General features: G+C 52.6%; 23 protein-coding genes and 1 tRNA gene. 8 read left to right on the top strand and 16 right to left on the bottom strand.

Annotation, left to right across the window (positions count from 1 at the left end; genetic code table 11):
* Positions 1 to 163: 163 nt before the first annotated feature.
* The 3 genes from rho to trxA all read right to left on the bottom strand — a co-directional run bounded on the left by rho (position 164) and on the right by trxA (position 2,090).
* Positions 164 to 1,423: a transcription termination factor Rho gene (rho, locus tag OGY04_RS01845; protein ID WP_002437993.1), complete on the bottom strand. Its 1,260-nt coding sequence runs from the start codon at positions 1,421 to 1,423 to the stop codon at positions 164 to 166.
* A gap of 87 nt (positions 1,424 to 1,510) precedes the next feature.
* Positions 1,511 to 1,630 carry a rho operon leader peptide gene (locus tag OGY04_RS01840; RefSeq protein WP_049259789.1) on the bottom strand — a complete coding sequence of 40 codons (120 nt, stop codon included), beginning with the start codon at positions 1,628 to 1,630 and terminating at the stop codon, positions 1,511 to 1,513.
* Between the two features lie 130 nt (positions 1,631 to 1,760).
* The gene (gene trxA, locus OGY04_RS01835; RefSeq protein ID WP_001280776.1) at positions 1,761 to 2,090 is read right to left on the bottom strand and encodes a thioredoxin TrxA; all 330 of its coding nucleotides are present in this window, start codon (positions 2,088 to 2,090) and stop codon (positions 1,761 to 1,763) included.
* A 143-nt stretch (positions 2,091 to 2,233) separates the two neighbouring features.
* On the opposite strand from trxA, the gene rhlB reads away from it, so the two are divergent.
* Positions 2,234 to 3,502 (top strand): ATP-dependent RNA helicase RhlB, encoded by a 1,269-nt coding sequence (gene rhlB / locus OGY04_RS01830; RefSeq protein ID WP_003829013.1) that lies wholly within the window; start codon positions 2,234 to 2,236, stop codon positions 3,500 to 3,502.
* Between the two features lie 136 nt (positions 3,503 to 3,638).
* Positions 3,639 to 5,120 carry a guanosine-5'-triphosphate,3'-diphosphate diphosphatase gene (gene gppA, locus OGY04_RS01825; protein ID WP_003829016.1) on the top strand — a complete coding sequence of 494 codons (1,482 nt, stop codon included), beginning with the start codon at positions 3,639 to 3,641 and terminating at the stop codon, positions 5,118 to 5,120.
* A 47-nt stretch (positions 5,121 to 5,167) separates the two neighbouring features.
* On the opposite strand, the gene rep is transcribed toward gppA, so the two are convergent.
* The 4 genes from rep to OGY04_RS01805 form a co-directional block, all read right to left on the bottom strand.
* Positions 5,168 to 7,189, bottom strand: coding sequence for a DNA helicase Rep (gene rep / locus OGY04_RS01820; protein ID WP_286584668.1), 2,022 nt, complete (start codon positions 7,187 to 7,189; stop codon positions 5,168 to 5,170).
* A 104-nt stretch (positions 7,190 to 7,293) separates the two neighbouring features.
* Positions 7,294 to 8,022 (bottom strand): nicotinamide riboside transporter PnuC, encoded by a 729-nt coding sequence (gene pnuC / locus OGY04_RS01815; protein ID WP_048237106.1) that lies wholly within the window; start codon positions 8,020 to 8,022, stop codon positions 7,294 to 7,296.
* Positions 8,022 to 8,771, bottom strand: a complete 750-nt coding sequence (locus tag OGY04_RS01810) for a nucleoside phosphorylase (RefSeq protein ID WP_286584667.1) — start codon at positions 8,769 to 8,771, stop codon at positions 8,022 to 8,024. The genes pnuC and OGY04_RS01810 overlap by 1 nt, the downstream gene beginning before the upstream one ends.
* 25 nt (positions 8,772 to 8,796) lie before the next feature.
* Positions 8,797 to 9,501, bottom strand: a complete 705-nt coding sequence (locus tag OGY04_RS01805; protein WP_071446079.1) for a Crp/Fnr family transcriptional regulator — start codon at positions 9,499 to 9,501, stop codon at positions 8,797 to 8,799.
* Between the two features lie 193 nt (positions 9,502 to 9,694).
* Between OGY04_RS01805 and ppiC (OGY04_RS01800) the strand changes: the two genes are divergently transcribed.
* Together ppiC (OGY04_RS01800) and ppiC (OGY04_RS01795) are read left to right on the top strand one after the other, a co-directional pair.
* On the top strand, positions 9,695 to 9,976 hold the full coding sequence (gene ppiC / locus OGY04_RS01800) for a peptidylprolyl isomerase PpiC (RefSeq protein WP_038634595.1): 282 nt from the start codon (positions 9,695 to 9,697) through the stop codon (positions 9,974 to 9,976).
* Positions 9,977 to 10,025: 49 nt separating this feature from the next.
* Positions 10,026 to 10,307, top strand: a complete 282-nt coding sequence (ppiC, locus tag OGY04_RS01795; RefSeq protein ID WP_003017999.1) for a peptidylprolyl isomerase PpiC — start codon at positions 10,026 to 10,028, stop codon at positions 10,305 to 10,307.
* Between the two features lie 100 nt (positions 10,308 to 10,407).
* Here the strand turns inward: ppiC (OGY04_RS01795) and ilvC are convergent, their stop codons facing one another.
* The gene (ilvC, locus tag OGY04_RS01790) at positions 10,408 to 11,883 is read right to left on the bottom strand and encodes a ketol-acid reductoisomerase (RefSeq protein WP_003829020.1); all 1,476 of its coding nucleotides are present in this window, start codon (positions 11,881 to 11,883) and stop codon (positions 10,408 to 10,410) included.
* Positions 11,884 to 12,047: 164 nt separating this feature from the next.
* Between ilvC and ilvY the strand changes: the two genes are divergently transcribed.
* Positions 12,048 to 12,950: an HTH-type transcriptional activator IlvY gene (gene ilvY, locus OGY04_RS01785; RefSeq protein WP_003829023.1), complete on the top strand. Its 903-nt coding sequence runs from the start codon at positions 12,048 to 12,050 to the stop codon at positions 12,948 to 12,950.
* Between the two features lie 172 nt (positions 12,951 to 13,122).
* Positions 13,123 to 14,316, top strand: coding sequence for an enoyl-ACP reductase FabV (gene fabV, locus OGY04_RS01780; protein ID WP_008787067.1), 1,194 nt, complete (start codon positions 13,123 to 13,125; stop codon positions 14,314 to 14,316).
* A 63-nt stretch (positions 14,317 to 14,379) separates the two neighbouring features.
* Here fabV and ilvA read toward each other — a convergent pair whose 3' ends face one another.
* The 6 genes from ilvA to ilvL all read right to left on the bottom strand — a co-directional run bounded on the left by ilvA (position 14,380) and on the right by ilvL (position 21,030).
* Positions 14,380 to 15,924, bottom strand: coding sequence for a threonine ammonia-lyase, biosynthetic (ilvA, locus tag OGY04_RS01775; protein ID WP_003018007.1), 1,545 nt, complete (start codon positions 15,922 to 15,924; stop codon positions 14,380 to 14,382).
* 5 nt (positions 15,925 to 15,929) lie between these two features.
* A complete protein-coding gene (gene ilvD / locus OGY04_RS01770; protein WP_008787065.1) occupies positions 15,930 to 17,780 on the bottom strand; it encodes a dihydroxy-acid dehydratase in 1,851 nt (616 codons plus the stop codon).
* 158 nt (positions 17,781 to 17,938) lie between these two features.
* On the bottom strand, positions 17,939 to 18,868 hold the full coding sequence (locus OGY04_RS01765; protein ID WP_003829030.1) for a branched-chain amino acid transaminase: 930 nt from the start codon (positions 18,866 to 18,868) through the stop codon (positions 17,939 to 17,941).
* 17 nt (positions 18,869 to 18,885) lie between these two features.
* Positions 18,886 to 19,149, bottom strand: coding sequence for an acetolactate synthase 2 small subunit (ilvM, locus tag OGY04_RS01760; protein ID WP_003018017.1), 264 nt, complete (start codon positions 19,147 to 19,149; stop codon positions 18,886 to 18,888).
* Positions 19,146 to 20,792 carry an acetolactate synthase 2 catalytic subunit gene (gene ilvG, locus OGY04_RS01755; protein ID WP_003829032.1) on the bottom strand — a complete coding sequence of 549 codons (1,647 nt, stop codon included), beginning with the start codon at positions 20,790 to 20,792 and terminating at the stop codon, positions 19,146 to 19,148. The genes ilvM and ilvG overlap by 4 nt, the downstream gene beginning before the upstream one ends.
* A gap of 139 nt (positions 20,793 to 20,931) precedes the next feature.
* Positions 20,932 to 21,030 carry an ilv operon leader peptide gene (gene ilvL, locus OGY04_RS01750; RefSeq protein ID WP_001311244.1) on the bottom strand — a complete coding sequence of 33 codons (99 nt, stop codon included), beginning with the start codon at positions 21,028 to 21,030 and terminating at the stop codon, positions 20,932 to 20,934.
* 352 nt (positions 21,031 to 21,382) lie between these two features.
* Between ilvL and OGY04_RS01745 the strand changes: the two genes are divergently transcribed.
* Positions 21,383 to 22,903, top strand: a complete 1,521-nt coding sequence (locus tag OGY04_RS01745) for a YifB family Mg chelatase-like AAA ATPase (RefSeq protein WP_286584666.1) — start codon at positions 21,383 to 21,385, stop codon at positions 22,901 to 22,903.
* 24 nt (positions 22,904 to 22,927) lie between these two features.
* On the opposite strand, the gene maoP is transcribed toward OGY04_RS01745, so the two are convergent.
* Entirely contained in the window at positions 22,928 to 23,266 is a 339-nt protein-coding gene (gene maoP / locus OGY04_RS01740) for a macrodomain Ori organization protein MaoP (RefSeq protein ID WP_003018025.1), read from the bottom strand.
* A gap of 106 nt (positions 23,267 to 23,372) precedes the next feature.
* Between maoP and hdfR the strand changes: the two genes are divergently transcribed.
* A complete protein-coding gene (gene hdfR / locus OGY04_RS01735; protein WP_008787063.1) occupies positions 23,373 to 24,218 on the top strand; it encodes an HTH-type transcriptional regulator HdfR in 846 nt (281 codons plus the stop codon).
* A gap of 99 nt (positions 24,219 to 24,317) precedes the next feature.
* Here hdfR and OGY04_RS01730 read toward each other — a convergent pair.
* A tRNA-Trp gene (locus OGY04_RS01730) sits at positions 24,318 to 24,393 on the bottom strand.
* Positions 24,394 to 24,518 lie beyond the last annotated feature (125 nt).

Here is a 24,518-nt window from a genome sequence, read left to right as displayed (position 1 = left end):
GAGCAGCTAAAACATTACACTTCCTACCTCTTGTCGGTCATGCCACTCATTGTGACAATCCATGACGCCGATAATAATGACAATTTTATCTGACCAAACATTAGGATGAATCGTAAAAGCAAAACGCCACGTAAAAACGTGGCGTTTTCAGATGATGCCCGAATCAGGAACGCTTCATCATATCGAAGAAATCGTCGTTGGTCTTGGTCATCGCCAGTTTGTTAATGAGGAATTCCATTGCATCGATTTCACCCATCGGATGGATGATTTTGCGCAGGATCCACATTTTCTGCAGCTCTTCCTGGGTAGTGAGCAGCTCTTCTTTACGGGTACCGGAACGGTTGTAGTCGATAGCCGGGAAGACGCGTTTTTCAGCAATCTTACGAGAGAGATGCAGTTCCATGTTGCCGGTACCTTTAAACTCTTCGTAGATAACTTCATCCATTTTAGAGCCGGTATCAATCAGCGCAGTCGCGATGATGGTCAGGCTACCGCCCTCTTCCACGTTACGTGCAGCACCAAAGAAACGCTTAGGACGATGCAGGGCGTTGGCGTCCACACCACCGGTCAGTACTTTACCGGAAGCCGGAACCACGGTGTTATATGCACGCGCCAGACGGGTGATGGAGTCAAGCAGAATGATAACGTCTTTCTTGTGTTCAACCAGACGTTTCGCCTTCTCGATAACCATTTCCGCAACCTGAACGTGGCGGGAGGCTGGTTCGTCAAAGGTAGAGGCAACCACTTCACCTTTCACCAGACGCTGCATCTCGGTAACTTCTTCCGGACGTTCGTCAATCAGCAGCACCATCAGCACGCAGTCAGGATGATTGTATGCAATGCTCTGCGCGATGTTCTGCAGCAGCATGGTTTTACCCGCTTTCGGCGGAGCAACAATCAGACCACGTTGGCCACGACCGATCGGCGATGCCAGATCCAGTACACGCGCCGTTAAGTCTTCAGTAGAACCGTTACCACGTTCCATACGCAGACGAGAGTTTGCGTGCAGAGGCGTTAAGTTCTCAAAGAGGATTTTGTTACGGGCGTTTTCTGGTTTGTCGTAGTTAACTTCGTTAACTTTCAACAGCGCAAAGTAGCGTTCACCTTCTTTCGGCGGGCGAATCTTACCAGAAATGGTATCACCAGTGCGGAGGTTGAAACGGCGGATTTGGCTGGGAGAAACGTAGATGTCATCAGGACCGGCGAGGTAGGAGCTGTCTGCAGAGCGGAGGAAACCAAATCCATCCTGCAATATCTCCAGCACACCGTCACCAAAGATATCTTCGCCACTCTTTGCGTGCTGCTTCAGGATGGCAAAAATAATGTCCTGCTTGCGCATACGAGCCAGGTTTTCAAGGCCCATATTTTCGCCGAGAGTGATCAGCTCAGAAACCGGCGTATTCTTTAATTCGGTAAGATTCATAATGGTGTGAGTTCTTAAACTTGGGGTAAATCTCGAACTTAATGTTGTGAATGGTATGGCAGGGTCATCCATGCCTGTTTACGGCCATCAACTCATGTCTGTTCGCTGTCTGGTCACAGGAAAGTACGCAGAACTGAAACGACAAGACGGATTGAGTGACAAGCCAGGAATCTGTCCACTTCTCGCGCGAGAAACAACGGGAAGTATTGGATATAACTAGATTCAAACTTAATAAGGTATGTTTAATACGAAGTCAACACTAACTTAGCACGACTCAAGTCGGGCGTCCAGTCATCCGAATCATTTCGAAGTAGGGTCGCCCGATCATGAGACTTCCTTACGCTAAATTAGCGTCGAGGAATTCTTTCAACTGACCTTTGGACAGCGCGCCGACTTTCGTCGCCGCAACTTCGCCGTTTTTAAACAGCAGCAGGGTCGGGATGCCACGGATACCATACTTCGGCGCGGTGCCTGGGTTTTGGTCAATGTTCAGTTTAGCAACCGTCAGTTTGCCCTGATATTCGTCAGCGATTTCATCCAGAATCGGAGCGATCATTTTGCACGGACCGCACCACTCTGCCCAGAAATCAACGAGGATTGCTCCGTCCGCTTTGAGTACATCCGTGTCAAAACTGTCGTCAGTCAGGTGAATAATTTTATCGCTCATAATAACTCCACAGGAATAAGCCTGGTGCATTGGTGTAGCATTAATCAACGACGTGTTGATGTAGCATTAACCAACTAAAGGTTGACTTTATTTCACCGGATACGCTTTCGTAAAGCAATAGTAAGCTGATATTCTACCACACTATGAGCAAAACACATTTAACAGAACAGAAGTTTTCCGACTTCGCCCTGCACCCAAAGGTGATAGAAGCCCTTGAAAATAAAGGCTTTCATAACTGTACGCCCATTCAGGCCCTCGCGCTGCCGCTAACGCTGGCTGGTCGTGATGTTGCCGGGCAGGCGCAAACCGGTACCGGAAAAACGATGGCGTTCCTGACGTCAACGTTTCATTATCTTCTCTCTCATCCCGCGATTGCCGATCGCAAGGTGAACCAACCGCGTGCGTTAATTATGGCGCCAACGCGTGAGTTAGCCGTGCAGATCCACGCCGATGCCGAGCCGCTGGCACAGACCACTGGTCTGAAATTAGGCCTGGCGTATGGCGGCGACGGTTACGATAAACAGCTGAAAGTGCTGGAAAGCGGCGTCGATATTCTTATCGGCACGACCGGTCGTCTCATCGACTATGCAAAACAGAACCACATTAATCTGGGCGCGATTCAGGTCGTGGTGCTGGATGAAGCCGATCGTATGTACGATCTGGGCTTTATTAAAGATATCCGTTGGCTGTTCCGTCGTATGCCGCCAACCACCCAACGTCTGAACATGCTGTTTTCTGCAACCCTCTCTTACCGCGTTCGCGAACTGGCGTTCGAACAGATGAATAACGCTGAGTACGTTGAAGTCGAACCGGAACAGAAAACTGGCCACCGCATTAAAGAAGAGCTCTTCTACCCTTCCAACGAAGAGAAAATGCGTTTGCTGCAAACGCTGATTGAAGAAGAGTGGCCAGATCGCGCCATTGTTTTTGCTAACACCAAGCATCGTTGTGAAGATATCTGGGGCAGCCTTGCTGCGGACGGTCATCGCGTCGGTCTGCTGACCGGTGACGTAGCACAGAAAAAACGTCTGCGTATTCTTGATGAGTTCACCCGTGGCGATCTCGACATTCTCGTTGCGACGGATGTCGCTGCGCGTGGCCTGCATATCCCAGCAGTAACGCACGTATTTAACTATGACCTGCCGGATGACTGTGAAGATTACGTTCACCGAATCGGTCGTACCGGACGTGCTGGCGCAAGCGGTCACTCTATCAGCCTGGCCTGTGAAGAGTACGCGCTGAATTTACCTGCAATCGAGACCTATATCGGCCACTCGATTCCGGTCAGCAAATATAACCCGGATGCGCTGATGACCGATCTGCCGAAGCCGTTGCGCTTAACGCGCCCGCGTACAGGCAATGGCCCACGCCGTACCGGTGGTGCTCCGCGTAATCGTCGTCGTTCAGGTTAAGAAAAGTTATGCCATACACAAAATCATTCAGCCTGTATCAAGGCGGCAAGAAAACGAATCCCGATGAGCTTACTTTAGTAAGTGATTCGGGTGAGAGAACGCAGCCAACACAGATACAGGTTGAAGGATGAAGTGTATGAATTCTACTTCGCTGTATGCAGCAATCGATCTCGGCTCGAATAGTTTTCATATGCTGGTTGTACGCGAGGTGGCAGGAAGCATCCAGACGCTCACGCGTATCAAACGCAAAGTGCGTCTGGCCGCTGGACTCAACGGTGACAACGAGCTCTCTGTTGAAGCGATGGAGCGCGGCTGGCAATGTTTGCGCCTGTTTGCTGAACGTCTGCAGGATATTCCGCATCCACAAATCCGGGTGGTCGCCACGGCAACATTACGCATCGCCGTAAATGCCGATGTGTTTATTGCCAAAGCGCAAGAGATCCTTGGCTGCCCTGTCCAGGTGATTAGCGGTGAAGAAGAAGCGCGACTGATTTATCAAGGTGTGGCCCACACAACCGGCGGTGCCGATCAGCGTCTGGTTGTGGATATTGGTGGCGCCAGCACTGAATTAGTCACCGGATCCGGCGCACAAACCACCTCTCTGTTCAGCCTGTCGATGGGCTGCGTCACCTGGCTCGAACGCTATTTTACCGATCGTAATCTGGCACAGGAAAACTTTGACGAGGCAGAGAAGGCCGCACGTGAAGTTCTGCGCCCGGTCGCCGACAAACTGCGTTTTCATGGCTGGAAAGTTTGCGTTGGTGCCTCTGGTACCGTCCAGGCGTTGCAGGAAATCATGATGGCGCAGGGTATGGATGAGCGCATTACGTTGGCCAAACTGCAGCAGCTTAAGCAGCGCGCCATTCACTGCGGTCGTCTGGAAGAGCTGGAAATCGAAGGGTTAACGCTGGAACGTGCGCTGGTATTCCCCAGCGGGCTGGCCATTCTGATTGCTATTTTCACCGAACTGAACATTCAATGCATGACCCTGGCCGGCGGCGCATTACGTGAAGGTCTGGTCTACGGCATGCTGCACCTGGCGGTGGATCAGGATATTCGTAGCCGCACATTACGCAATATCCAGCGTCGCTTTATGGTCGATACAGAGCAAGCACATCGCGTTGCTAATTTAGCGACTAAATTTCTCGATCAGGTAGAAAAAAAGTGGCATCTTGAACCGATTAGCCGCGAACTACTGATTAGTGCCTGTCAGCTGCATGAAATTGGCCTAAGCGTTGATTTTAAACAGGCACCACAGCATGCCGCTTATCTGGTGCGCAATCTCGATCTCCCGGGTTTTACCCCTGCGCAAAAGAAACTGCTAGCAACGCTGTTACTCAACCAGACCAATCCCGTCGATCTCTCTTCGCTCCACCAGCAAAACGCAGTGCCACCGCGCATCGCGGAGCATCTTTGCCGTTTGCTACGTTTGGCGATCATCTTCGCCAGCCGTCGCCGTGACGATCTTGTGCCGGAAATTCAAATGGATGCAAGAAACGAGCACCTGACGGTCACGCTACCAGAAGGCTGGCTGGAACATCATCCGCTGGGTAAAGAGTTAATCGATCAGGAAAGTCAGTGGCAAAGCTATGTCCACTGGCCGCTGGACGTTCATTAGATGTTGGTTGCCGGATAGCGCTTACACGTATCCGGCCTACAAAATACCTACTTTGCTTTGGCTTTCGCCATCATTGCCCGAATATTAGCGATGCTTGCCTGCCCTTTTTGCATCCGCTCCTCAGCGCTCACCACTTTACGCTCTTGTTCCCAGATAACGTCATCCTGTGGCAGCTCCAGCAGGAAACGACTCGGTTCCGGACGCACCAGCTCACCGTACTGACGACGCTCTTTACACAGCGTGAAGATGAGTTCTTTCTGTGCACGCGTAATCCCTACGTAAGCCAGACGACGTTCTTCGTCGATATTGTCTTCATCGATACTGCTCTGGTGCGGCAAAAATCCTTCTTCCATTCCCACCATAAACACGTAAGGGAACTCCAGCCCTTTTGAGGCATGCAGCGTCATCAACTGCACCTGATCCAGCTCTTCTTCACTCTCTCCACGCTCCATCATGTCGCGCAGGGTAAAGCGGGTAACGACCTGGGTCAGGGTCATTGGCTCTTCCAGCTCACTGCCTTCCAGCATCTCCGTCATCCAGCTGAACAGCGTATTGACGTTTTTCATACGCATTTCAGCCGCTTTCGGGCTCGGCGAGGTTTCATACAGCCAGGATTCGTAATCAATACCGTGAATAAGATCGCGCACAGCGGCAACCGGTTCGCGCTCCGCCAGGCGCTGAATTTCACCCAGCCAGTGCGTAAAGCGGGTCAGAGAGTCATACCCGCGCCCGGTCAGTGTCTGGCTAAGCCCCATATCAAAGCTGGCGGTAAACAGGCTTTTATTACGCGTCATCGCCCATTCACCCAACTTTTGCAGCGTGGCTGGACCGATTTCACGCTTTGGCGTGTTTACGATGCGCAAAAATGCGCTGTCGTCATCCGGGTTGCTCAGCACGCGCAGGTAGGCCAGCAGATCTTTAATCTCCGGACGCGAGAAGAACGACGTTCCGCCGGAAATTTTGTACGGGATACGGTTCTGCATCAGAAACTTTTCGAACACGCGCGACTGATGGTTGCCGCGATAAAGGATGGCGTAGTCTTTATATTGCGTCTTGTTCACAAAGTGATGGGCAATTAATTCCCCGGTCACACGTTCGGCTTCATGCTCTTCATTATTTGCGCTCAGCACCTTCAGCTCAGCACCGTAACCCAACTCGGAAAAGAGCCGCTTTTCAAAGACGTGTGGATTGTTCGCAATGAGGATGTTCGCCGCTTTCAGGATGCGACCTGATGAACGGTAGTTTTGCTCCAGCTTAACCACCTGCAAAGCCGGAAAATCTTTGCTCAACAGTACCAGGTTCTGCGGACGGGCGCCGCGCCAGGAGTAGATCGACTGATCATCATCGCCCACGACGGTAAAGCGCGCACGTTTCCCTACCAGCAACTTCACCAGCTCGTACTGGCTGGTGTTGGTATCCTGATATTCATCCACCAGCAGGTAGCGGATTCTGTTTTGCCAGCGCTCACGTACTTCTTCATTGCGCTGTAGCAGCAGAGTAGGCCGCAGGATCAGATCGTCAAAATCGAGGACGTTACACGCCTTCATATGCGCGTCATACAGAACATAGCAGTGGGCAAAAATACGATCGCGCTCGCCCTTTGCGCTGGCTGCCGCCTGCGCTGGCGTCATCAGATCGTTTTTCCAGTTGGAGATCGTCGAGATCAGCTGCTGAAGAATAAGCTTATCGTCTTCAATTAGCCCTTCGGTCAGTTCCTTAAGCAGGGCCACCTGGTCGGTATCATCAAACAGCGAGAAGTTCGACTTCATCCCCAGCGCCGCGTATTCGCGCTTAATGACATCCAGTCCCAGTGTGTGGAAAGTGGAGATCATCAACCCGCGTGCTTCTTTACGCCCCAGCGTTTGCGCCACGCGCTCTTTCATCTCGCGCGCAGCCTTATTGGTAAAGGTCACTGCCGCAATATGTCGTGCCTGATAGCCACATTCACGGATCAGATGGGCTATTTTGTTGGTGATAACACGCGTCTTGCCGGAACCCGCTCCCGCCAGCACCAGGCAAGGTCCGGTGACGAATTCGACGGCTTGTTGTTGTCCGGGGTTCAAACGCATAAAGGATTGCTCAATCTGTAAACACGGGGGAGGTGGATTGTAGCAGAAAGAGGGAGAAAAAGAGTATCTGGCTACCCCTGTGAGTAGCCAGAAAATCGGGTCAATCAGGAAACCGTCGCGGCAAGCGGTGTGTAACCGTTGCGCTGTGCGCTCTTGATCCAGCTGTAGGATCCCATCACCGCGATTGCCGTCAGCAGGACATATTCGAGCGACATGGCGTAGACGCCCTGCACCGCGTAAATAACCACACTAATCACGTCGATGAGCACCCACAGCAGCCAGTTTTCGACATATTTACGCGTCATCAGAATCATGGCAGCAATCGACAACACCAGCATGGTGGAATCCCAGAACGGGAAGGCATCGGGCTGAAGGTCAGGCATCGCGACCGGTATACCTATCATTTGTAGCAGTGCAATCATAATGCGGGTAAGCGCTGCAAACACCGGATCGATAAACAGCGTCATCAAAACTATCGCCACCGCGCAAACGCCGCCCAGTACCAGGGTTTGCTGACGGGAAAGCCAACGTACTTTGAGCGCTGCTTCCTGCGCCTCATTTTGCCGGCTCCACGCATACCAACCGTAAATGTTAGCGGCGAAGAAAAACACCTGTAGCAACAAGCTGGCATAGAGCTGAATCTGGAAAAAGATTGCTGCAAACAGCGTGACGTTAATCAGGCCAAACAGGTAATTGATGATTTTTTCCCGGCTGGCACACCAGATACATAACAGACCAAATACGGTACCAATGGCTTCAATCCAAGATAGTGCATAGCCGCCTTCGCCGAGAGGAATGTTGACCATTACATTGTTAATGCTAAAAAAGTCCATCACTGACCTCCTTGCTGACTATCGGAATGAATGGCGCGTAGCGCCAGGGTAATTTGCCGTTCTTCGCCCTGTTGGCACAACGTTTCCTGCTGGACATAATCATTGATACTGCTATCCAGACAACCGTTGTGGGCAACCACCACATTGAGTAATGACGCCGTACGTAACCCGCGCAGCGCACCGATGGTCATCAAAGCGGCACTTTCCATATCCGCACCCAGAACGCCGAGTGCCGACCACTGCGCATCCAGTTCCACTTCCCGGTCGGTATAAAAACTATCGTGGCTGCGCACCAGGCCACATGTGGCGGGAATATTCATCTGCCGCGCCTGCGCCATCAGTTCCCAGGTTAACTGCGGGTCGGCGCAGGCCGGATAGCCCGCAGGCGCATAGGTACGGCTGGTCCCGTCATCCGTTACCGCGGCATGGGCGATAATCACGTCACCAAGCGCAAGATTATCCTGCAATGCCCCGCAGCTGCCGATACGAATCAGGGTCTTTACACCGATTTGACGAAGTTCTTCAATGGCAATAGCCGTAGACGGTCCACCGATTCCGGTAGAGAGCACTAAAATCTCGATCCCCTGATACCAACCTCGCGCGGCGCGAAACTCACGGTTTTGACCAAGCGATTCTGGGTTATCAAGAAAATTGGCGATGCGATCGACCCGCAGCGGGTCACCCGGAAGTAGCGCATAGCGTGCGCCTGTCATCTCCTTGCTTAACTGGATATGGGGTTGCAGCGACATTCTCGCGCCTCCTTCACTCTTACGGTTATCCGATATCAGCCTCCTGCTTTAACTTTTCAGGGACTAACAACACAATGCTTTCACCATCGGTATCAATAATCTGTAACGCTTTCAGGTCATGTAAAATACGGTTAATACTGCGTGTCGTCGCCGCCAGTTCCTGACTGAGGTTTAGCTTATCCAGCAAAATTTCATTCGTTCCATCTTGTTGATAACGCAGCCATAACGCCTGGCACACTCGCTGATACAGCGAGTAAAGATTGTCGCTGCTGGCCTTTTTCGACAGCTGGTAATATTGCTGACTAAAGAAGCGCAGCATCCGCTGGTTAAAATGGTTATCTAACGCCAGCCAGCGGCTGAAGTATTCCTGCGATAAGCTCAGAAGCTGCACATGTCCTACCGCCACTACCGAACAGATGTAATGGCGCGACTCAAAAATCTCGAGTTCGCCCAGCATATCGCCTTTCCGGTAGCGGGCTTGACGATAACGACGTCCATCTTCAGCCTCATAGAAAACATCGACTTCACCGGCAATAATCAGCGAAAAACGCTGACATATTTCCCCCTGCCGACAGATAAAGGCACCGCGTTGGATCTCTTCAAAACGCCAGCGCTGCATGATGTCCAGAGGGCAATATTTCAATAATTCATAGAGCTGTGGATCGCGAACAATATCACCCAGCCCGGTAAGCCATCCGACTGAAAATTCAGTTTTTTTCATTGTATCCATGATATCTCGCTCCATGGCTGTAGGGACAGGACGGAGGTCCCCGGCAAAAGGGAATGCGGCAGAGAAAATGTCGCTCATCTCCCGTTTCCATACATCAGGCGAGACATCTGTCCCGCGATGGCGAAGAGTATATGTCCACGACTAAGACGGGTGATAAAGTAATGGGACATCTTTGAGACATGAGAACAAAATAATGGCTAAGAGCGCGGCAGCCCTACATATCCTGGTAAAAGAAGAGAAATTAGCTCTGGAGATCCTGAGCAAGCTGGATCGCGGTATTAGCTTCGATCATTTGGCAAAACGCTATTCTCGCTGCCCCTCTGGGCGCAACGGAGGCGATCTGGGCGAGTTCAAACAGGGGATGATGGTGGGACCATTTGATGCCGCTGTGTTTAGCTGCCCACTGCTTAAACCTTACGGGCCTGTAAAAACCAAATTTGGCTACCACATCATCAAAGTGCTGTATCGACGGTAAGCCATGCTAAAATCGCGAGCCTTACAGACCCCCTTTTGAAGGCACGATCATGGCAAAAACAGCAGCAGCAGTGCATATCCTTGTTAAAGAAGAGAAACTGGCACTGGATCTTCTGGAACAGATTAAAAACGGCGCCGACTTCGGCAAACTGGCGAAGAAACACTCCATCTGCCCATCAGGTAAACGCGGCGGTGATTTAGGCGAATTCCGTCAGGGCCAGATGGTTCCGGCGTTCGATAAAGTGGTCTTTTCCTGCCCTGTGCTGGAGCCAACCGGCCCGCTGCACACTCAGTTCGGTTACCACATCATTAAAGTGCTGTACCGTAACTAATAGAAAGCCCGGTGTTTAAACACCGGGCTTTTTTTGCCGGATAGCGCTTCGCTTATCCGGCCTACGAAGCGCTGTTGATATGCCATTCCTCTATGAGGAATTATCCTGCGACCGCAATGCGCTTCATATCGGTCATGTAGCCACGCAGTTTCTGGCCCACTTTCTCGATAGCATGGCCGCGAATCGCATCGTTCACGTCACGCAGCTGCGCGTTGTCTACCGCGCCTTCAGCAATCGCTTTGCCCAGGTCGCCGGTCTGCAGGGTGGTCATGAACTCTTTCAGCAGCGGTACGCAAGCGTAAGAGAACAGGTAGTTGCCGTATTCTGCGGTATCAGAGATAACCACGTTCATTTCGTACAGACGCTTACGGGCAATGGTGTTGGCGATCAGCGGCAGTTCGTGCAGTGATTCGTAGTAAGCGGATTCTTCGATGATGCCGGAATCCACCATGGTTTCGAACGCCAGCTCAACGCCCGCTTTCACCATCGCAATCATCAGAACGCCTTTATCAAAGTATTCCTGCTCGCCGATTTTACCGTCGAACTGGGCAGCGGTTTCGAACGCGGTTTTGCCGGTCTCTTCGCGCCAGGTCAGCAGTTTCTTATCGTCGTTAGCCCAGTCAGCCATCATGCCGGAAGAGAATTCACCGGAGATGATGTCATCCATGTGTTTCTGGAACAGCGGCGCCATGATCTCTTTCAGCTGTTCGGACAGCGCGTAAGCACGCAGTTTCGCCGGGTTAGACAGACGGTCCATCATCAGAGTGATGCCGCCCTGCTTCAGCGCTTCGGTGATGGTTTCCCAGCCGAACTGAATCAGTTTTTCAGCATATGCCGGGTCAGTACCCTCTTCCACCAGCTTATCGAAGCACAGCAGAGAACCGGCCTGCAGCATACCGCACAGGATAGTCTGCTCACCCATCAGATCAGATTTCACTTCCGCAACGAAGGAGGACTCCAGCACACCCGCACGGTGACCGCCAGTAGCCGCAGCCCAGGCTTTAGCAATCGCCATACCTTCGCCTTTCGGATCGTTTTCCGGGTGAACGGCGATCAGCGTAGGTACGCCGAAACCACGTTTGTACTCTTCACGAACTTCAGTACCCGGGCACTTCGGTGCCACCATCACAACGGTGATGTCTTTACGGATCTGCTCGCCCACTTCCACGATATTGAAGCCGTGGGAGTAACCCAGCGCTGCGCCGTCTTTCATCAGCGGCTGTACAGAACGCACAACGTCGGAGTGCTGCTTGTCCGGAGTCAGGTTAACCACCAGATCAGCCTGCGGGATCAGCTCTTCGTAGGTACCCACTTTGAAGCCGTTTTCGGTCGCTTTACGCCAGGAAGCGCGCTTCTCAGCAATCGCTTCTTTACGCAGTGCGTAGGAGATATCCAGACCGGAGTCACGCATGTTCAGGCCCTGGTTCAGACCCTGGGCGCCACAGCCGACGATGACCACTTTTTTACCCTGAAGGTAGCTCGCACCATCGGCGAATTCGTCGCGACCCATAAAGCGACATTTACCCAGCTGTGCCAGCTGCTGGCGCAGGTTCAGTGTATTAAAGTAGTTAGCCATGATGGTGTACTCCGTGATGTTGTGTTGTGGTGCTTATTATTCGGTTCGCAGATTTGTATTTGCGAGATTGAATCCACATTACAACAGGAAATTTATTGCGGAAATTGATATATTCACAACGTCACATTGCAATTTATGCAACGTAGAAAATCGGAGGCTCGTCTGTGGATTTACGCGATCTGAAAATGTTCCTGCATTTGGCTGAAAGTCGTCACTTTGGTCGCAGCGCGCGGGCAATGCACGTCAGCCCATCCACGCTTTCCCGACAGATTCAGCGCCTCGAAGAAGACCTCGGCCAGCCGCTGTTTGTGCGCGATAACCGTACGGTTACGCTGACCGAAGCCGGTGAAGAGCTGCGCGTGTTTGCCCAACAGACGCTGTTGCAGTACCAGCAGTTACGCCACACTCTCGATCAACAAGGGCCGTCGCTGTCAGGCGAACTACATATTTTCTGTTCGGTAACTGCCGCCTACAGCCATCTGCCGCCAATCCTTGACCGTTTCCGCGCCGAGCATCCGTCAGTGGAAATTAAGCTCACCACCGGCGACGCCGCCGATGCGATGGATAAAGTGGTCACTGGTGAAGCCGATCTGGCGATTGCCGGTAAGCCCGAAACACTGCCTGGCGCGGTGGCGTTCTCGATGCTGGAGAATCTGACGGTTGTGTTGATCGCTCCGGCGTTGCCCTGCCCGGTGCGTAATCAGGTATCGGTCGATAAGCCGGACTGGTCGACGGTGCCGTTTATCATGGCCGATCAAGGTCCAGTACGCCGCCGTATCGAGCTGTGGTTCCGCCGTCACAAAATCAGCAACCCATCGATTTACGCCACGGTGGGTGGCCACGAAGCGATGGTCTCAATGGTGGCGCTGGGCTGCGGCGTGGCGCTGCTGCCGGAAGTGGTGCTAGAAAACAGCCCGGAGCCGGTGCGTAATCGCGTGATGATTTTAGAGCGCAGTGACGAAAAAACACCGTTCGAGCTTGGCGTCTGCGCGCCGAAAAAGCGGCTGCATGAACCGCTGATCGACGCGTTTTGGAAGATTGTTCTGGAACGTAAATCCGCAGAGTAGCGCCAGCGTCAGGTCTAAAATCAGTGGTAGATTCAGTATTGGCGCTCCTTTTCTGTATAATGTCGTGATCCATTGTAGTGGGGGGCTTGTTAACCATCGCGTTAAGCAGGCCAGAACAGACGGTGTCATTGCGCACTTGACAGCGAAAATACAAACTTAATTAGCCATCATTATGATAATCAAACCAAAAATTCGTGGATTCATCTGTACAACGACCCATCCGACTGGCTGCAAAGTCAACGTGGAAAAGCAGATCGAGTATGTTAAGCAGAACGGGAAAATCGAGAACGGCCCGTCTCGCGTGCTGGTGATCGGTGCTTCCACCGGTTACGGTCTGGCTTCCAGAATTTCCGCCGCCTTTGGCAGCGGTGCCGCCACTATCGGCGTATTTTTCGAAAAACCGGGCACGGATACCAAACCAGGTTCCGCAGGCTGGTATAACTCTGCAGCTTTCGACGAAGCAGCCAAGCGTGAAGGTCTGTACTCCAAGAGCATCAACGGCGATGCGTTCTCTGACGAATGCCGTGATGAAGTGATCAAACTGATCAAAGAAGACCTGGGTCAGATTGACCTGGTGGTTTACTCACTGGCTTCCCCAGTGCGTAAAATGCCGAAAACCGGTGAAATCGTCCGTTCAGCGCTGAAGCCAATCGGTGAGGTTTACACCTCTAAAGCGATCGATACCAACAAAGATCAGATCATCACCGCCAGCATTGAGCCGGCAACCGAAGAAGAAGTTCAGAACACCGTCACCGTCATGGGCGGCGAAGACTGGGAACTGTGGATGGGCGCGCTGAGCGAAGCGGGCGTGCTGGCTGATGGTGTGAAAACCGTAGCCTACTCCTACATCGGTACCGACCTGACCTGGCCAATCTACTGGCACGGCGCGCTGGGCAAAGCGAAAGAAGACCTCGATCGCGCGGCGGGTGAGCTGCGTAACCAGCTGGCACCACTGAACGGTTCCGCTAACGTTGCCGTACTGAAGTCCGTTATCACCCAGGCATCTTCTGCGATTCCGGTAATGCCGCTGTACATCTCCATGGTCTTCAAGCTGATGAAAGCGCAGGGGATTCACGAAGGTTGTATTGAGCAGATCAACCGTCTGATGACCACCAGCCTGTACGGCGATAAAGTGGCGCTTGATGACAACCAGCGTATCCGTATGGATGACTGGGAACTGCGTGACGACATTCAGCAGGCATGTCGCGATCTGTGGCCGCTGATCACTACCGAAAACCTGGCGCAAGAAACTGACTATGCAGGATACAAGCAGGAATTCCTGAACCTGTTCGGTTTTGCCCTCGACGGTGTGGATTACGATGCTGACGTGAATACCGAAGTCGAATTCGACGTTATCACGCTGTAATCTGCTGATACAGTAGCAAAAAGGGTTCATGTTTTTACATGAACCCTTTTTTAATGGCTGTCGTTAACCCGCCAGGAAGAACCTGAACGCCGGGTTATGTGTTTCATCATGACAGTCATAACCCAGTTCATTCAGCCGCGTTTCGAAATCAGGCTCGTGTTCACCCAACTCAAACGCCGCCAGCACACGACCATAGTCAGTGCCGTGACTGCGATAGTGGAACAATGAAATATTCCAGTGCGTCCCCAGGGTATGCAGGAATTTGAGCAACGCCCCCGGCGACTCCGGAAATTCGAAGCTATAAAGACGTTCCTGTAAGGGTTTCGACGGACGTCCACCGACCATATAGCGCACGTGTAGCTTCGCCATCTCGTCATCGGACAGATCCACCACGCTATAGCCGCCCTCATTGAGCAGTTGCAGGATTTCCTTACGCTCTTCCAGCCCACGGCTCAGACGTACGCCGACAAAAATGCAGGCGTCTTTCGCATCAGCAAAGCGGTAGTTAAACTCGGTCACCGAGCGCCCGCCCAGCAGTTGGCAAAACTTCAGGAAGCTGCCCTTTTCTTCCGGGATGGTCACGGCCAGCAAGGCTTCGCGCTGTTCCCCCAGCTCGCAACGTTCGGAAACGTAGCGCAGGCCGTGGAAGTTAACGTTAGCGCCGGAAAGAACATGCGCCAGACGCTCACCGCGAATATTATGCTGGGCGATGTATTTTTTCATCCCCGCCAGCGCCAGCGCCCCGGAAGGCTCCGCCACCGCGCGTACATCTTCGAACAGGTCTTTCATTGCCGCGCAAATAGCATCGCTATCCACGGTAATAATATCGTCGAGGTATTCCTGGCACAGACGGAAGGTTTCATCGCCAATACGTTTGACCGCCACGCCTTCGGCAAAGAGACCCACTCGCGGCAGATCCACCGGATGACCGGCATCCAGCGCCGCTTTCAGACAGGCCGAATCTTCCGCTTCCACGGCAATCACTTTGATTTGCGGCATCAGCTGTTTAATTAGCACCGCAACACCTGCCGCCAGACCGCCACCACCAACTGGTACGAATACGCGATCGAGATGCGCGTCCTGCTGGAGCAGCTCCAGCGCCAGCGTGCCCTGCCCGGCAATCACCATCGGATGATCGAACGGCGGCACCCAGGTAAAACCCTGCTGCTGCGACAATTCAATCGCTTTGGCTTTGGCTTCATCAAAGTTCGCGCCGTGCAGCAGCACTTCTCCGCCGAAGCCGCGAACGGCGTCGACTTTGATATCGGCGGTAGCCGTTGGCATGACAATCAGCGCCTTCACGCCTAATCGCGCAGAAGAGAACGCGACGCCCTGAGCATGATTACCAGCCGATGCGGTAATGACGCCATGCGCTTTTTGCTCTTCGGTCAAGCCCGCCATCATGGCATAGGCACCGCGTAGCTTGAAGCTGTGAACAGGTTGACGGTCTTCGCGCTTCACCAGAATGACATTGTCGAGGCGCGAAGAGAGTTTTTCCATTTTCTGTAGCGGCGTTACCTGTGCCGCTTCGTATACCGGCGCACGCAGTACCGCTCTGAGATACTCGGCACCCTCAGGAGCGCCGGATAGAGGTTGTGAATCCGCCATGGTCATTATCCCCCGAGCTTCGACTTATCGCGCACCGCACCTTTGTCGGCACTGGTTGCCAGGCTGGCGTAGGCGCGCAGTGCAAAGGAGACCTGACGCTGACGATCTTTTGGCGTCCAGGCTTTGTCACCGCGAGCTTCCTGCGCTTCACGGCGCGCAGCGATTTCCGCATCACTCAGTTGAAGTTGAATACCACGATTCGGGATATCGATGGCAATCATGTCACCATCTTCGATAATCGCGATATTACCGCCGCTGGCCGCTTCCGGAGAAACGTGACCAATGGAAAGCCCCGAAGTACCGCCGGAGAAACGACCGTCGGTAATCAGCGCGCAAGCCTTACCGAGGCCCATCGATTTCAGGAAGGTGGTTGGGTAGAGCATTTCCTGCATGCCTGGCCCGCCTTTCGGCCCTTCGTAGCGAATGACAACCACGTCGCCAGCCACCACTTTACCGCCGAGGATGGCTTCAACCGCATCGTCCTGGCTTTCATACACTTTTGCCGGGCCGGTGAATTTCAGGATGCTGTCATCCACGCCTGCGGTTTTTACAATACAGCCGTTTTCCGCGAAGTTACCGTACAGGACTGCCAGACCGCCGTCTTTGCTGTAAGCATGTTCCAGCGAGCGGATGCAGCCTTCAGCGCGGTCGTCATCCAGCGTATCCCAACGGCAGTCCTGTGAGAACGCCTGGGTAGTACGAATGCCGGCCGGGCCTGCACGGAACATTTTTTTCACCGCGTCGTCTTTGGTCAACATCACGTCATACCGATCGAGCGTTTGCGGCAGAGTCAGCCCCAGCACGTTTTTCACGTCGCGGTTCAGCAGTCCAGCACGATCCAGTTCGCCTAAAATACCCAGTACGCCGCCTGCGCGGTGCACGTCTTCCATATGGTATTTCTGCGTACTCGGCGCCACTTTACACAGCTGCGGGACTTTGCGGGACAGCTTGTCGATATCACTCATGGTGAAGTCGATTTCCGCTTCCTGCGCGGCCGCCAGCAGGTGCAGAACGGTGTTGGTGGAGCCGCCCATGGCGATATCCAGCGTCATGGCGTTCTCAAACGCTGCCTTGCTGGCAATGTTGCGCGGCAGCGCGGAAGCATCGTCCTGCTCGTAATAACGTTTGGTCAGCTCGACGATGCGCTGGCCTGCGGTGAGGAACAGTTCTTTACGGTCGGCGTGAGTCGCCAACAGCGAACCGTTACCCGGCTGCGACAAGCCCAGCGCTTCGGTCAGGCAGTTCATCGAGTTAGCGGTGAACATACCGGAACAGGAGCCGCAGGTTGGGCAAGCGGAACGTTCAACCTGCTCGCTTTGTGAGTCGGAAACTTTCGGGTCAGCGCCCTGAATCATCGCATCAACCAGGTCGAGCTTGATGATTTGGTCAGAGAGCTTAGTTTTCCCGGCTTCCATCGGACCGCCGGAAACAAAGATCACCGGAATATTCAGGCGCAAAGAGGCCATTAACATCCCGGGGGTGATTTTGTCGCAGTTGGAGATGCAGACCATCGCATCGGCGCAGTGGGCGTTAACCATGTACTCAACGGAGTCAGCGATCAGCTCACGCGACGGCAGTGAATACAGCATGCCGCCATGACCCATGGCGATACCATCATCCACAGCAATGGTGTTGAACTCTTTCGCCACGCCGCCTGAGGCTTCGATTTGTTCGGCAACCAGCTTACCGAGATCGCGCAGGTGGACGTGACCCGGCACAAACTGGGTAAAGGAGTTCACCACAGCGATAATCGGTTTACCGAAGTCATCATCGGTCATCCCGGTGGCGCGCCACAATGCGCGGGCACCCGCCATATTGCGGCCGTGGGTGGTGGTAGCAGAACGATACTTAGGCATGCTTGATTAACTCCCGTCTGTCTTTCCCCTGCATACTTCACGCCGCAGGTGCGTTGGCCGCCTCGCTCACCCCAGTCACTTACTACAGTAAGCTCCTGGGACTTGCTGCGTTGCCGTCTTCCTGCAACGTGAATTATTTTGGGGAAATATTAATTTTGTTATTGGTTTACTGAATCCAACCAGCCGTATTTATCTTCCGTTTCACCGGTGAAGAGGCCAAAGAAGGCCTGCTGGATGCGTTTGGTGACCGGACCGCAGCGGCCTTCGCCCACCTGGATACCATCGACACTGCGTACTGGGGTGATTTCGGCCGCGGTACCGGACATGAACACTTCGTCGGCCAGGTACAGTGATTCACGAGACAGCACCTGCTCACGCACTTCGATATCGAGATCTTTCGCCAGCTTAATGATCGCGTCACGAGTGATACCCGGCAGCGCGGAAGAGGTAAACGGCGGGGTAAACAGAATGCCGTCTTTTACTTCAAACAGGTTTTCGCCCGCACCTTCGGAGATGTAGCCATTCACGTCCAGCGCAATGCCTTCCTGATAGCCATGACGACGCGCTTCGCTACCCACCAGCAGCGAAGACAGATAGTTACCGCCAGCTTTAGCAGCAGTAGGGATGGTGTTCGGCGCAACGCGGTTCCAGGAAGAAACCATCGCGTCGATCCCCTGCTCCAGCGCTTCTGCACCAAGGTAAGCACCCCACGGGAACGCGGCGATGATCACGTCAGTGGTGTATCCCGCTGGCGGGTTAACGCCCATCCCCACGTCGCCAACAAACACCAGCGGACGAATATAGGCGCTGGTCAGATTGTTTTTACGAATCACCTCGCGGCAAGCTTCCATCAGCTCATCAACGCTCTGAGAAACCGGAAAACGATAGATCTTGGCTGAATCACGCAGACGCTGCATATGTTCGCGATGACGGAACACCACCGGCCCTTTGTGAGAATCGTAGCAACGGATGCCTTCAAATACAGAAGTACCGTAGTGCAGCGCGTGGGACATCACGTGAACCTTCGCGTCTTCCCAACGAATCATCTCGCCATTAGACCAAATGTAATCAGCTTTTTTCGTCGTCATTTTTCTTCCTTTTGCGCTCAGGCGCGGATTTGTTGTGATGTGGTTGTGCTCTGGCAGATAGCAACGTGTGCAACGTCTACCAGTTTACTTAACTGACTAAACAGTAAGTCGACCGACCGGGGGCTGGCAACGGTCAATTCGATATTTATATTTTGCGCATCGCTGGCGGCTTCCATATTCATGGAGCACACCTGAAAACCGCGATGGCGTACCACGCGTAAAACACGTTCTAACGTTTCCGGATTGAAACGAGCCTCAACGGCGACCTGATGTTGCATCATGATAATTTCTCCAGCATTTCTGAGTTACTGGCACCTGGCGGTACCAGAGGCCAGACATTCTCAAGTTCGTCGATTGAGACATGAAGCAGGTATGGCCCCTCGCTGTTCAGCATGGTGTCGAGTGCCGCTTCAACCTGGTCTTTACGGGTGATGTGTTGACCTGGTATGCCGAAGGCGCTGGCCAACATGAGGAAATCGGGGTTATCGGTAAGGGTGGTTTCGCTATAACGTTCCTGGAAAAACAGCTGCTGCCATTGTCGCACCATGCCTAACCGCTGGTTGTCGAGTAAGACTATTTTCAGCGGCAACTGCTTGCGTTTTACGGTGCCCAGTTCCTGTACATTCATCATGAAGGAACCGTCGCCGGAGATACAGATTACCGTATCGTTCGGGCGAGCAACCTGCGCGCCAACCGCTGCTGGCAGGCCAAAGCCCATCGTACCCAGGCCGCTCGAGGTGATGAAATTTTCCGGGCGGGTGTAGGTCATATGCTGCGCCGACCACATCTGATGCTGACCAACATCCGTTGTCACTACGCTGTCCGCAGGCTTGCGATCGGACAACTGCTTCAACAACAGTGGCGCGTAGATAGCCTCACCGGGATGATCATAGCGCCAGGTATGCTCTGTGCGCAGTTCAGCGCTATGCTGACGCCATGCGTCAATCTTCAGAGATTGCTGCAATGCCGGCAGCAGAGAATTTAAATCACCCTGCAGGGCGACGTGCGCCTGGCGCAGCTTGTTCATTTCCGCAGGGTCGATATCCATGTGGATCACGCTGGCGTTCGGTGCGAAGGTATTCAGCTTGCCGGTCACCCGGTCATCAAAACGCGCGCCCACTGCAATCAATAAATCACATTCTTGCACTGCGAAATTTGCCGCTTTAGTGCCGTGCATCCCCAACATGCCCAAATAGTATGGGTAGTCAGCCTCTACTGCACCCAGCCCCTTCAACGTGCAGGCGACCGGCATCTGGGTTACCGCGATAAATTCACGCAGGGCCGGGACCGCCTGCGCCATACCAACGCCGCCACCAACGTACAGGATCGGCTTTTGCGCCTGCGCCAGCATTTTACGCGCCTGCTCAACGTCAGCGTGCGGGAAAACCTCTACGTTTTCGACGGTCGTAAAATACGGCTCCAGCGTACCGCTGGCCAGCTGGATGTCTTTCGGGATATCAACCAGAACCGGACCCGGACGACCGGAGTTCGCCACAGCGAAAGCCTCTGCCATGATGCGCGGCAGCTCTTCCAGTGACTGCACCAGGAAACTGTGTTTGGTGCAGGACAAAGACATACCCAGAACGTCCACTTCCTGGAACGCATCCGTTCCGATGAAAGGTGAGGCCACCTGACCGGTGATCGCCACCACAGGAACAGAATCTAACAGCGCATCGGCAAGTCCGGTGATCAGGTTGGTAGCGCCAGGACCTGAAGTGGCGATACACACGCCGGTTTTACCGGTCGCACGGGCATAGCCAATTGCCGCCATTGCCGCGCCCTGCTCGTGTCGGCACAACAGGTGTTCTACGCCGCCGTCATACAACGCATCGTAAACCGGCATAATTGCGCCACCAGGATAACCAAAGACGGTTTGAACCCCTTGTGCACGCAACGCATGTACCACCCACTGTGCCCCATTCATAGTTACATCCCCGCCGTAAATCTTGAGAAACAGAATTTTATGCTACCGTTCACTTTCTGCTCCTCGTGTATGTTTTTAAGGTCAAAAAAAACCCCCGGACCTTTCGGTGCGGGGGTCTTAGTTCGTTAAGGCTTGTTTTCTAAGCCTTTCCTCGTCCAAGTGCAGCCCCGCACGGTGGGATAATAATCACCACCACGCTAATCACGACCAGGCTAATCACTCGTAGAAGGGCTGTCATTTTTGTATTTTCTTGCATCTTGTTCGAAGGAATACCTAAAGAGTTACCATAGAATTTGCAAATGACACAAGATATTTTTTTATTCGTTTTTCTGACGCCGTTAACGGTTTAGATAAATATCGTTGTTTTTTATACAAAAAATCAAAAGTGAAAATATTTCACGTTTCAGGTGATTCTCGGCAACCCGTTCCCTACTAAAAACGTTATTCAAAAGCGTTTGCGAGCGCTATTCCAGGCTTTATGCAAGCAGTATTGAGCTACATAAAAACACGGGAATAAGCCTCTAAAAACCGTAATTATGTGAAATCTTGCCGCGATGTATTGCGACATAATGCTTTCATCAGGAGGGCTTATGTCACTATCGATTGTTCACACACGCGCTGCGCTGGGCGTGAATGCGCCAGCCATTACCATCGAGGTACATATCAGTAATGGTTTGCCTGGTTTAACCATGGTGGGATTACCCGAAACAACGGTAAAAGAGGCTCGCGATCGAGTTCGCAGTGCGATTATTAATAGCGGTTATGAATTCCCGGCGAAGAAGATAACCATAAACCTCGCTCCGGCCGATCTCCCGAAAGAAGGGGGACGATATGATTTACCTATCGCAGTTGCGCTTCTGGCAGCGTCTGAGCAGCTTACAACCCATAACCTCGATACATATGAGCTGGTAGGCGAATTAGCGCTTACAGGCGCGTTACGCGGCGTTCCCGGTGCGATATCAAGTGCAACTGAAGCTATTCGCGCAGGCAGGAGAATTATTGTCGCAAAAGAGAATGCTGCTGAAGTGGGACTGATACACGGTGAAGGGTGCCTTATTGCCGATCATCTACAGACTGTATGCGCATTTCTCGAAGGTAAGCATGATTTAGACAGACCATCATCGGCAGATTTTACCCCCTGCGCATTAGCAGATGATCTGAGCGATGTTATCGGCCAGGAACAGGGTAAACGCGGGCTGGAGCTTACCGCAGCTGGCGGTCATAACCTCTTACTCATCGGGCCGCCGGGAACGGGTAAGACCATGCTGGCCAGTCGCCTGAGAGGATTGCTTCCGCCACTGAGCAATGATGAAGCACTGGAAAGCGCCGCGATTCTAAGTCTGGTCAATTCCGACACGCTACAAAAACAGTGGAAACAACGCCCTTTTCGTTCGCCGCATCACAGTGCTTCATTAACTGCCATGGTCGGTGGCGGCTCTATTCCTGCACCAGGCGAGATATCTCTGGCGCATAACGGCATACTGTTTCTGGATGAACTTCCCGAGTTTGAGCGGCGCACGCTGGATGCACTGCGAGAGCCCATTGAGTCCGGGCAGATTCATTTATCCCGCACTCGGGCAAAAATAACTTACCCCGCGCGTTTTCAGCTTATTGCTGCCATGAATCCCAGCCCAACAGGACATTATCAGGGGAACCATAACCGCTGTACCCCAGAGCAGACACTACGCTACCTCAATCGATTATCAGGTCCATTTCTTGACCGCTTCGATCTCTCCCTCGAAATCCCCTTACCGCCTCCCGGCATACTCAGCCAGAGCCAGGTAAAAGGGGAAGATAGCGCAACGGTGAAGCAACGCGTTATGGCAGCACGAGAGCGTCAGTATCGGCGGCAGAATAAGTTAAATGCGCACCTGGACAGTCAGGATATCCATAAATACTGTCCACTGCGTAGCGACGATGCGCAGTGGCTTGAAGAAACGCTCGCGCATCTCGGATTATCCATCCGCGCCTGGTTACGCCTGATAAAGGTCGCTCGAACGATCGCGGATATAGAACAATCTGACCATATCTCTCGCCAGCACTTACAGGAAGCTGTTGGATATCGGGCGATAGACAGATTACTCATTCATTTGCAGAAACTACTGGCATAAAAAAAGGGCTTTCGCCCTTTTTTATTAATCATCAGATTCGGTGTAGTCTTCCGCACCTTCCACCTGAGGTTTCCCGCCAGACAGCGTGTGGAAGCGTTTTGGACGCTTAATGCGCGTCATGTATTTGGACCACACACGTTCAGCTTCGGTAACCGGTTCGCGCTCACCACGGCATACCGCAACAAACAGTTTTTCTTCTTCCGTTACCGGCTCACGCTTGCCCAGATCCAGCTCGTTGAAAGCATAACCGTGACGCTCAAGCAGTTGTGCTTCTTTAATGGTGAAATCACCATGACGGGAGAATCCGCGGGGATAATATTTATTATCGAAATATCGATTAGTCGTCGTAAAGCTTTCCGCCATCCTGCACGCTCCTTATTCTTTGGCCGAGCTATTTATGGCGCGGAGTATTAGTTACGCTTGACAGAGCGTCAAACAAAAGATTTAAATCATAACGACAAATAATTTTATGGAGCGAGTTGTGGATACGGAATTGTTAAAAACTTTCCTGGAAGTTAGCCGGACACGCCACTTTGGCAGGGCTGCTGAAGCGCTCTATCTGACCCAATCAGCGGTTAGTTTTCGGATCAGACAACTGGAAAATCAATTGGGTGTAAACCTGTTCACCCGACACAGAAACAATATCCGCTTAACCGCTGCAGGTGAAAAATTATTACCTTACGCTGAAACGCTGATGAATACGTGGCAAGCAGCACGTAAGGAGGTTGCGAATACCTCGCGGCATAACGAGTTTTCTATTGGTGCCAGCGCATCCCTCTGGGAATGCATGCTTAATGGCTGGCTGGGGCGTTTGTACCAATCCCAGGAGCCGCAATCCAGCCTGCAATTTGAAGCGAGGATCGCGCAGCGACAGTCGTTAGTAAAACAGCTTCATGAACGACAGCTTGATCTATTGATTACTACCGAAACGCCCAAAATGGACGAATTTAGCAGCCAACTGTTGGGATATTTCACGCTGGCGCTCTATTGCAGTTCTCCTTCACAAACCAAAGATGAACTGAATTATCTGCGTCTGGAATGGGGACCTGACTTTCAGCAACACGAGGCTGGATTGATTGCGGGAGATGAAGTGCCGGTACTTACCACCAGTTCGGCAGAATTAGCCAGGCAGCAACTTTCAGTCCTCAAAGGTTTTAGCTGGCTACCGGTCAGCTGGGCTAAAGGTAAAAGCGATCTCCATACGGTTACCGACAGTACAACGCTTTCACGCCCGTTATATGCAGTTTGGCTGCAAAATAGCGATAAACATGCGCTGATTTGCGATCTGCTGAGAACGAATATTCTGGAAGATTAAGGAAAACGCTGGCAAGGATGCCGGGAGTAAAATAGAAAGAAGGAAAAACTCAAATTACAGGTAAAAAAAATCCTTAGCAATAATGCTAAGGATTGTTTCTGGCAGGGGCGGAGAGACTCGAACTCGCGACACCCGGTTTTGGAGACCGGTGCTCTACCAACTGAGCTACGCCCCTAAATCTTCTTATCATTAAGCCTGCTTAGTAGCAGGCTTAATTTTCTAATAAGTGGCGGAACGGACGGGACTCGAACCCGCGACCCCCTGCGTGACAGGCAGGTATTCTAACCAACTGAACTACCG

This window comes from Citrobacter sp. Cpo091, assembly GCF_030332645.1.
In the GTDB taxonomy this organism is placed as follows: Bacteria; Pseudomonadota; Gammaproteobacteria; order Enterobacterales; family Enterobacteriaceae; genus Citrobacter; species Citrobacter portucalensis.
This window is presented reverse-complemented; position numbering and strand designations above follow the sequence as displayed.

Excerpts from the sequence above, each read along its gene's own strand:
- OGY04_RS01765 (WP_003829030.1), bottom strand. The coding sequence starts at position 18,868 with ATGACGACGAAAAAAGCTGATTACATTTGGTCTAATGGCGAGATGATT.
- rhlB (WP_003829013.1), top strand. The coding sequence starts at position 2,234 with ATGAGCAAAACACATTTAACAGAACAGAAGTTTTCCGACTTCGCCCTG.
- ilvL (WP_001311244.1), bottom strand. The coding sequence starts at position 21,030 with ATGACAGCCCTTCTACGAGTGATTAGCCTGGTCGTGATTAGCGTGGTG.
- OGY04_RS01805 (WP_071446079.1), bottom strand. The coding sequence starts at position 9,501 with ATGGATACAATGAAAAAAACTGAATTTTCAGTCGGATGGCTTACCGGG.
- OGY04_RS01745 (WP_286584666.1), top strand. The coding sequence starts at position 21,383 with ATGTCACTATCGATTGTTCACACACGCGCTGCGCTGGGCGTGAATGCG.
- ilvG (WP_003829032.1), bottom strand. The coding sequence starts at position 20,792 with ATGAATGGGGCACAGTGGGTGGTACATGCGTTGCGTGCACAAGGGGTT.
- hdfR (WP_008787063.1), top strand. The coding sequence starts at position 23,373 with ATGGAGCGAGTTGTGGATACGGAATTGTTAAAAACTTTCCTGGAAGTT.
- ppiC (WP_003017999.1), top strand. The coding sequence starts at position 10,026 with ATGGCAAAAACAGCAGCAGCAGTGCATATCCTTGTTAAAGAAGAGAAA.
- pnuC (WP_048237106.1), bottom strand. The coding sequence starts at position 8,022 with ATGGACTTTTTTAGCATTAACAATGTAATGGTCAACATTCCTCTCGGC.
- ilvM (WP_003018017.1), bottom strand. The coding sequence starts at position 19,149 with ATGATGCAACATCAGGTCGCCGTTGAGGCTCGTTTCAATCCGGAAACG.
- maoP (WP_003018025.1), bottom strand. The coding sequence starts at position 23,266 with ATGGCGGAAAGCTTTACGACGACTAATCGATATTTCGATAATAAATAT.
- ppiC (WP_038634595.1), top strand. The coding sequence starts at position 9,695 with ATGGCTAAGAGCGCGGCAGCCCTACATATCCTGGTAAAAGAAGAGAAA.
- OGY04_RS01810 (WP_286584667.1), bottom strand. The coding sequence starts at position 8,771 with ATGTCGCTGCAACCCCATATCCAGTTAAGCAAGGAGATGACAGGCGCA.
- gppA (WP_003829016.1), top strand. The coding sequence starts at position 3,639 with ATGAATTCTACTTCGCTGTATGCAGCAATCGATCTCGGCTCGAATAGT.
- rho (WP_002437993.1), bottom strand. The coding sequence starts at position 1,423 with ATGAATCTTACCGAATTAAAGAATACGCCGGTTTCTGAGCTGATCACT.
- trxA (WP_001280776.1), bottom strand. The coding sequence starts at position 2,090 with ATGAGCGATAAAATTATTCACCTGACTGACGACAGTTTTGACACGGAT.
- rep (WP_286584668.1), bottom strand. The coding sequence starts at position 7,189 with ATGCGTTTGAACCCCGGACAACAACAAGCCGTCGAATTCGTCACCGGA.
- fabV (WP_008787067.1), top strand. The coding sequence starts at position 13,123 with ATGATAATCAAACCAAAAATTCGTGGATTCATCTGTACAACGACCCAT.
- ilvA (WP_003018007.1), bottom strand. The coding sequence starts at position 15,924 with ATGGCGGATTCACAACCTCTATCCGGCGCTCCTGAGGGTGCCGAGTAT.
- ilvD (WP_008787065.1), bottom strand. The coding sequence starts at position 17,780 with ATGCCTAAGTATCGTTCTGCTACCACCACCCACGGCCGCAATATGGCG.
- ilvC (WP_003829020.1), bottom strand. The coding sequence starts at position 11,883 with ATGGCTAACTACTTTAATACACTGAACCTGCGCCAGCAGCTGGCACAG.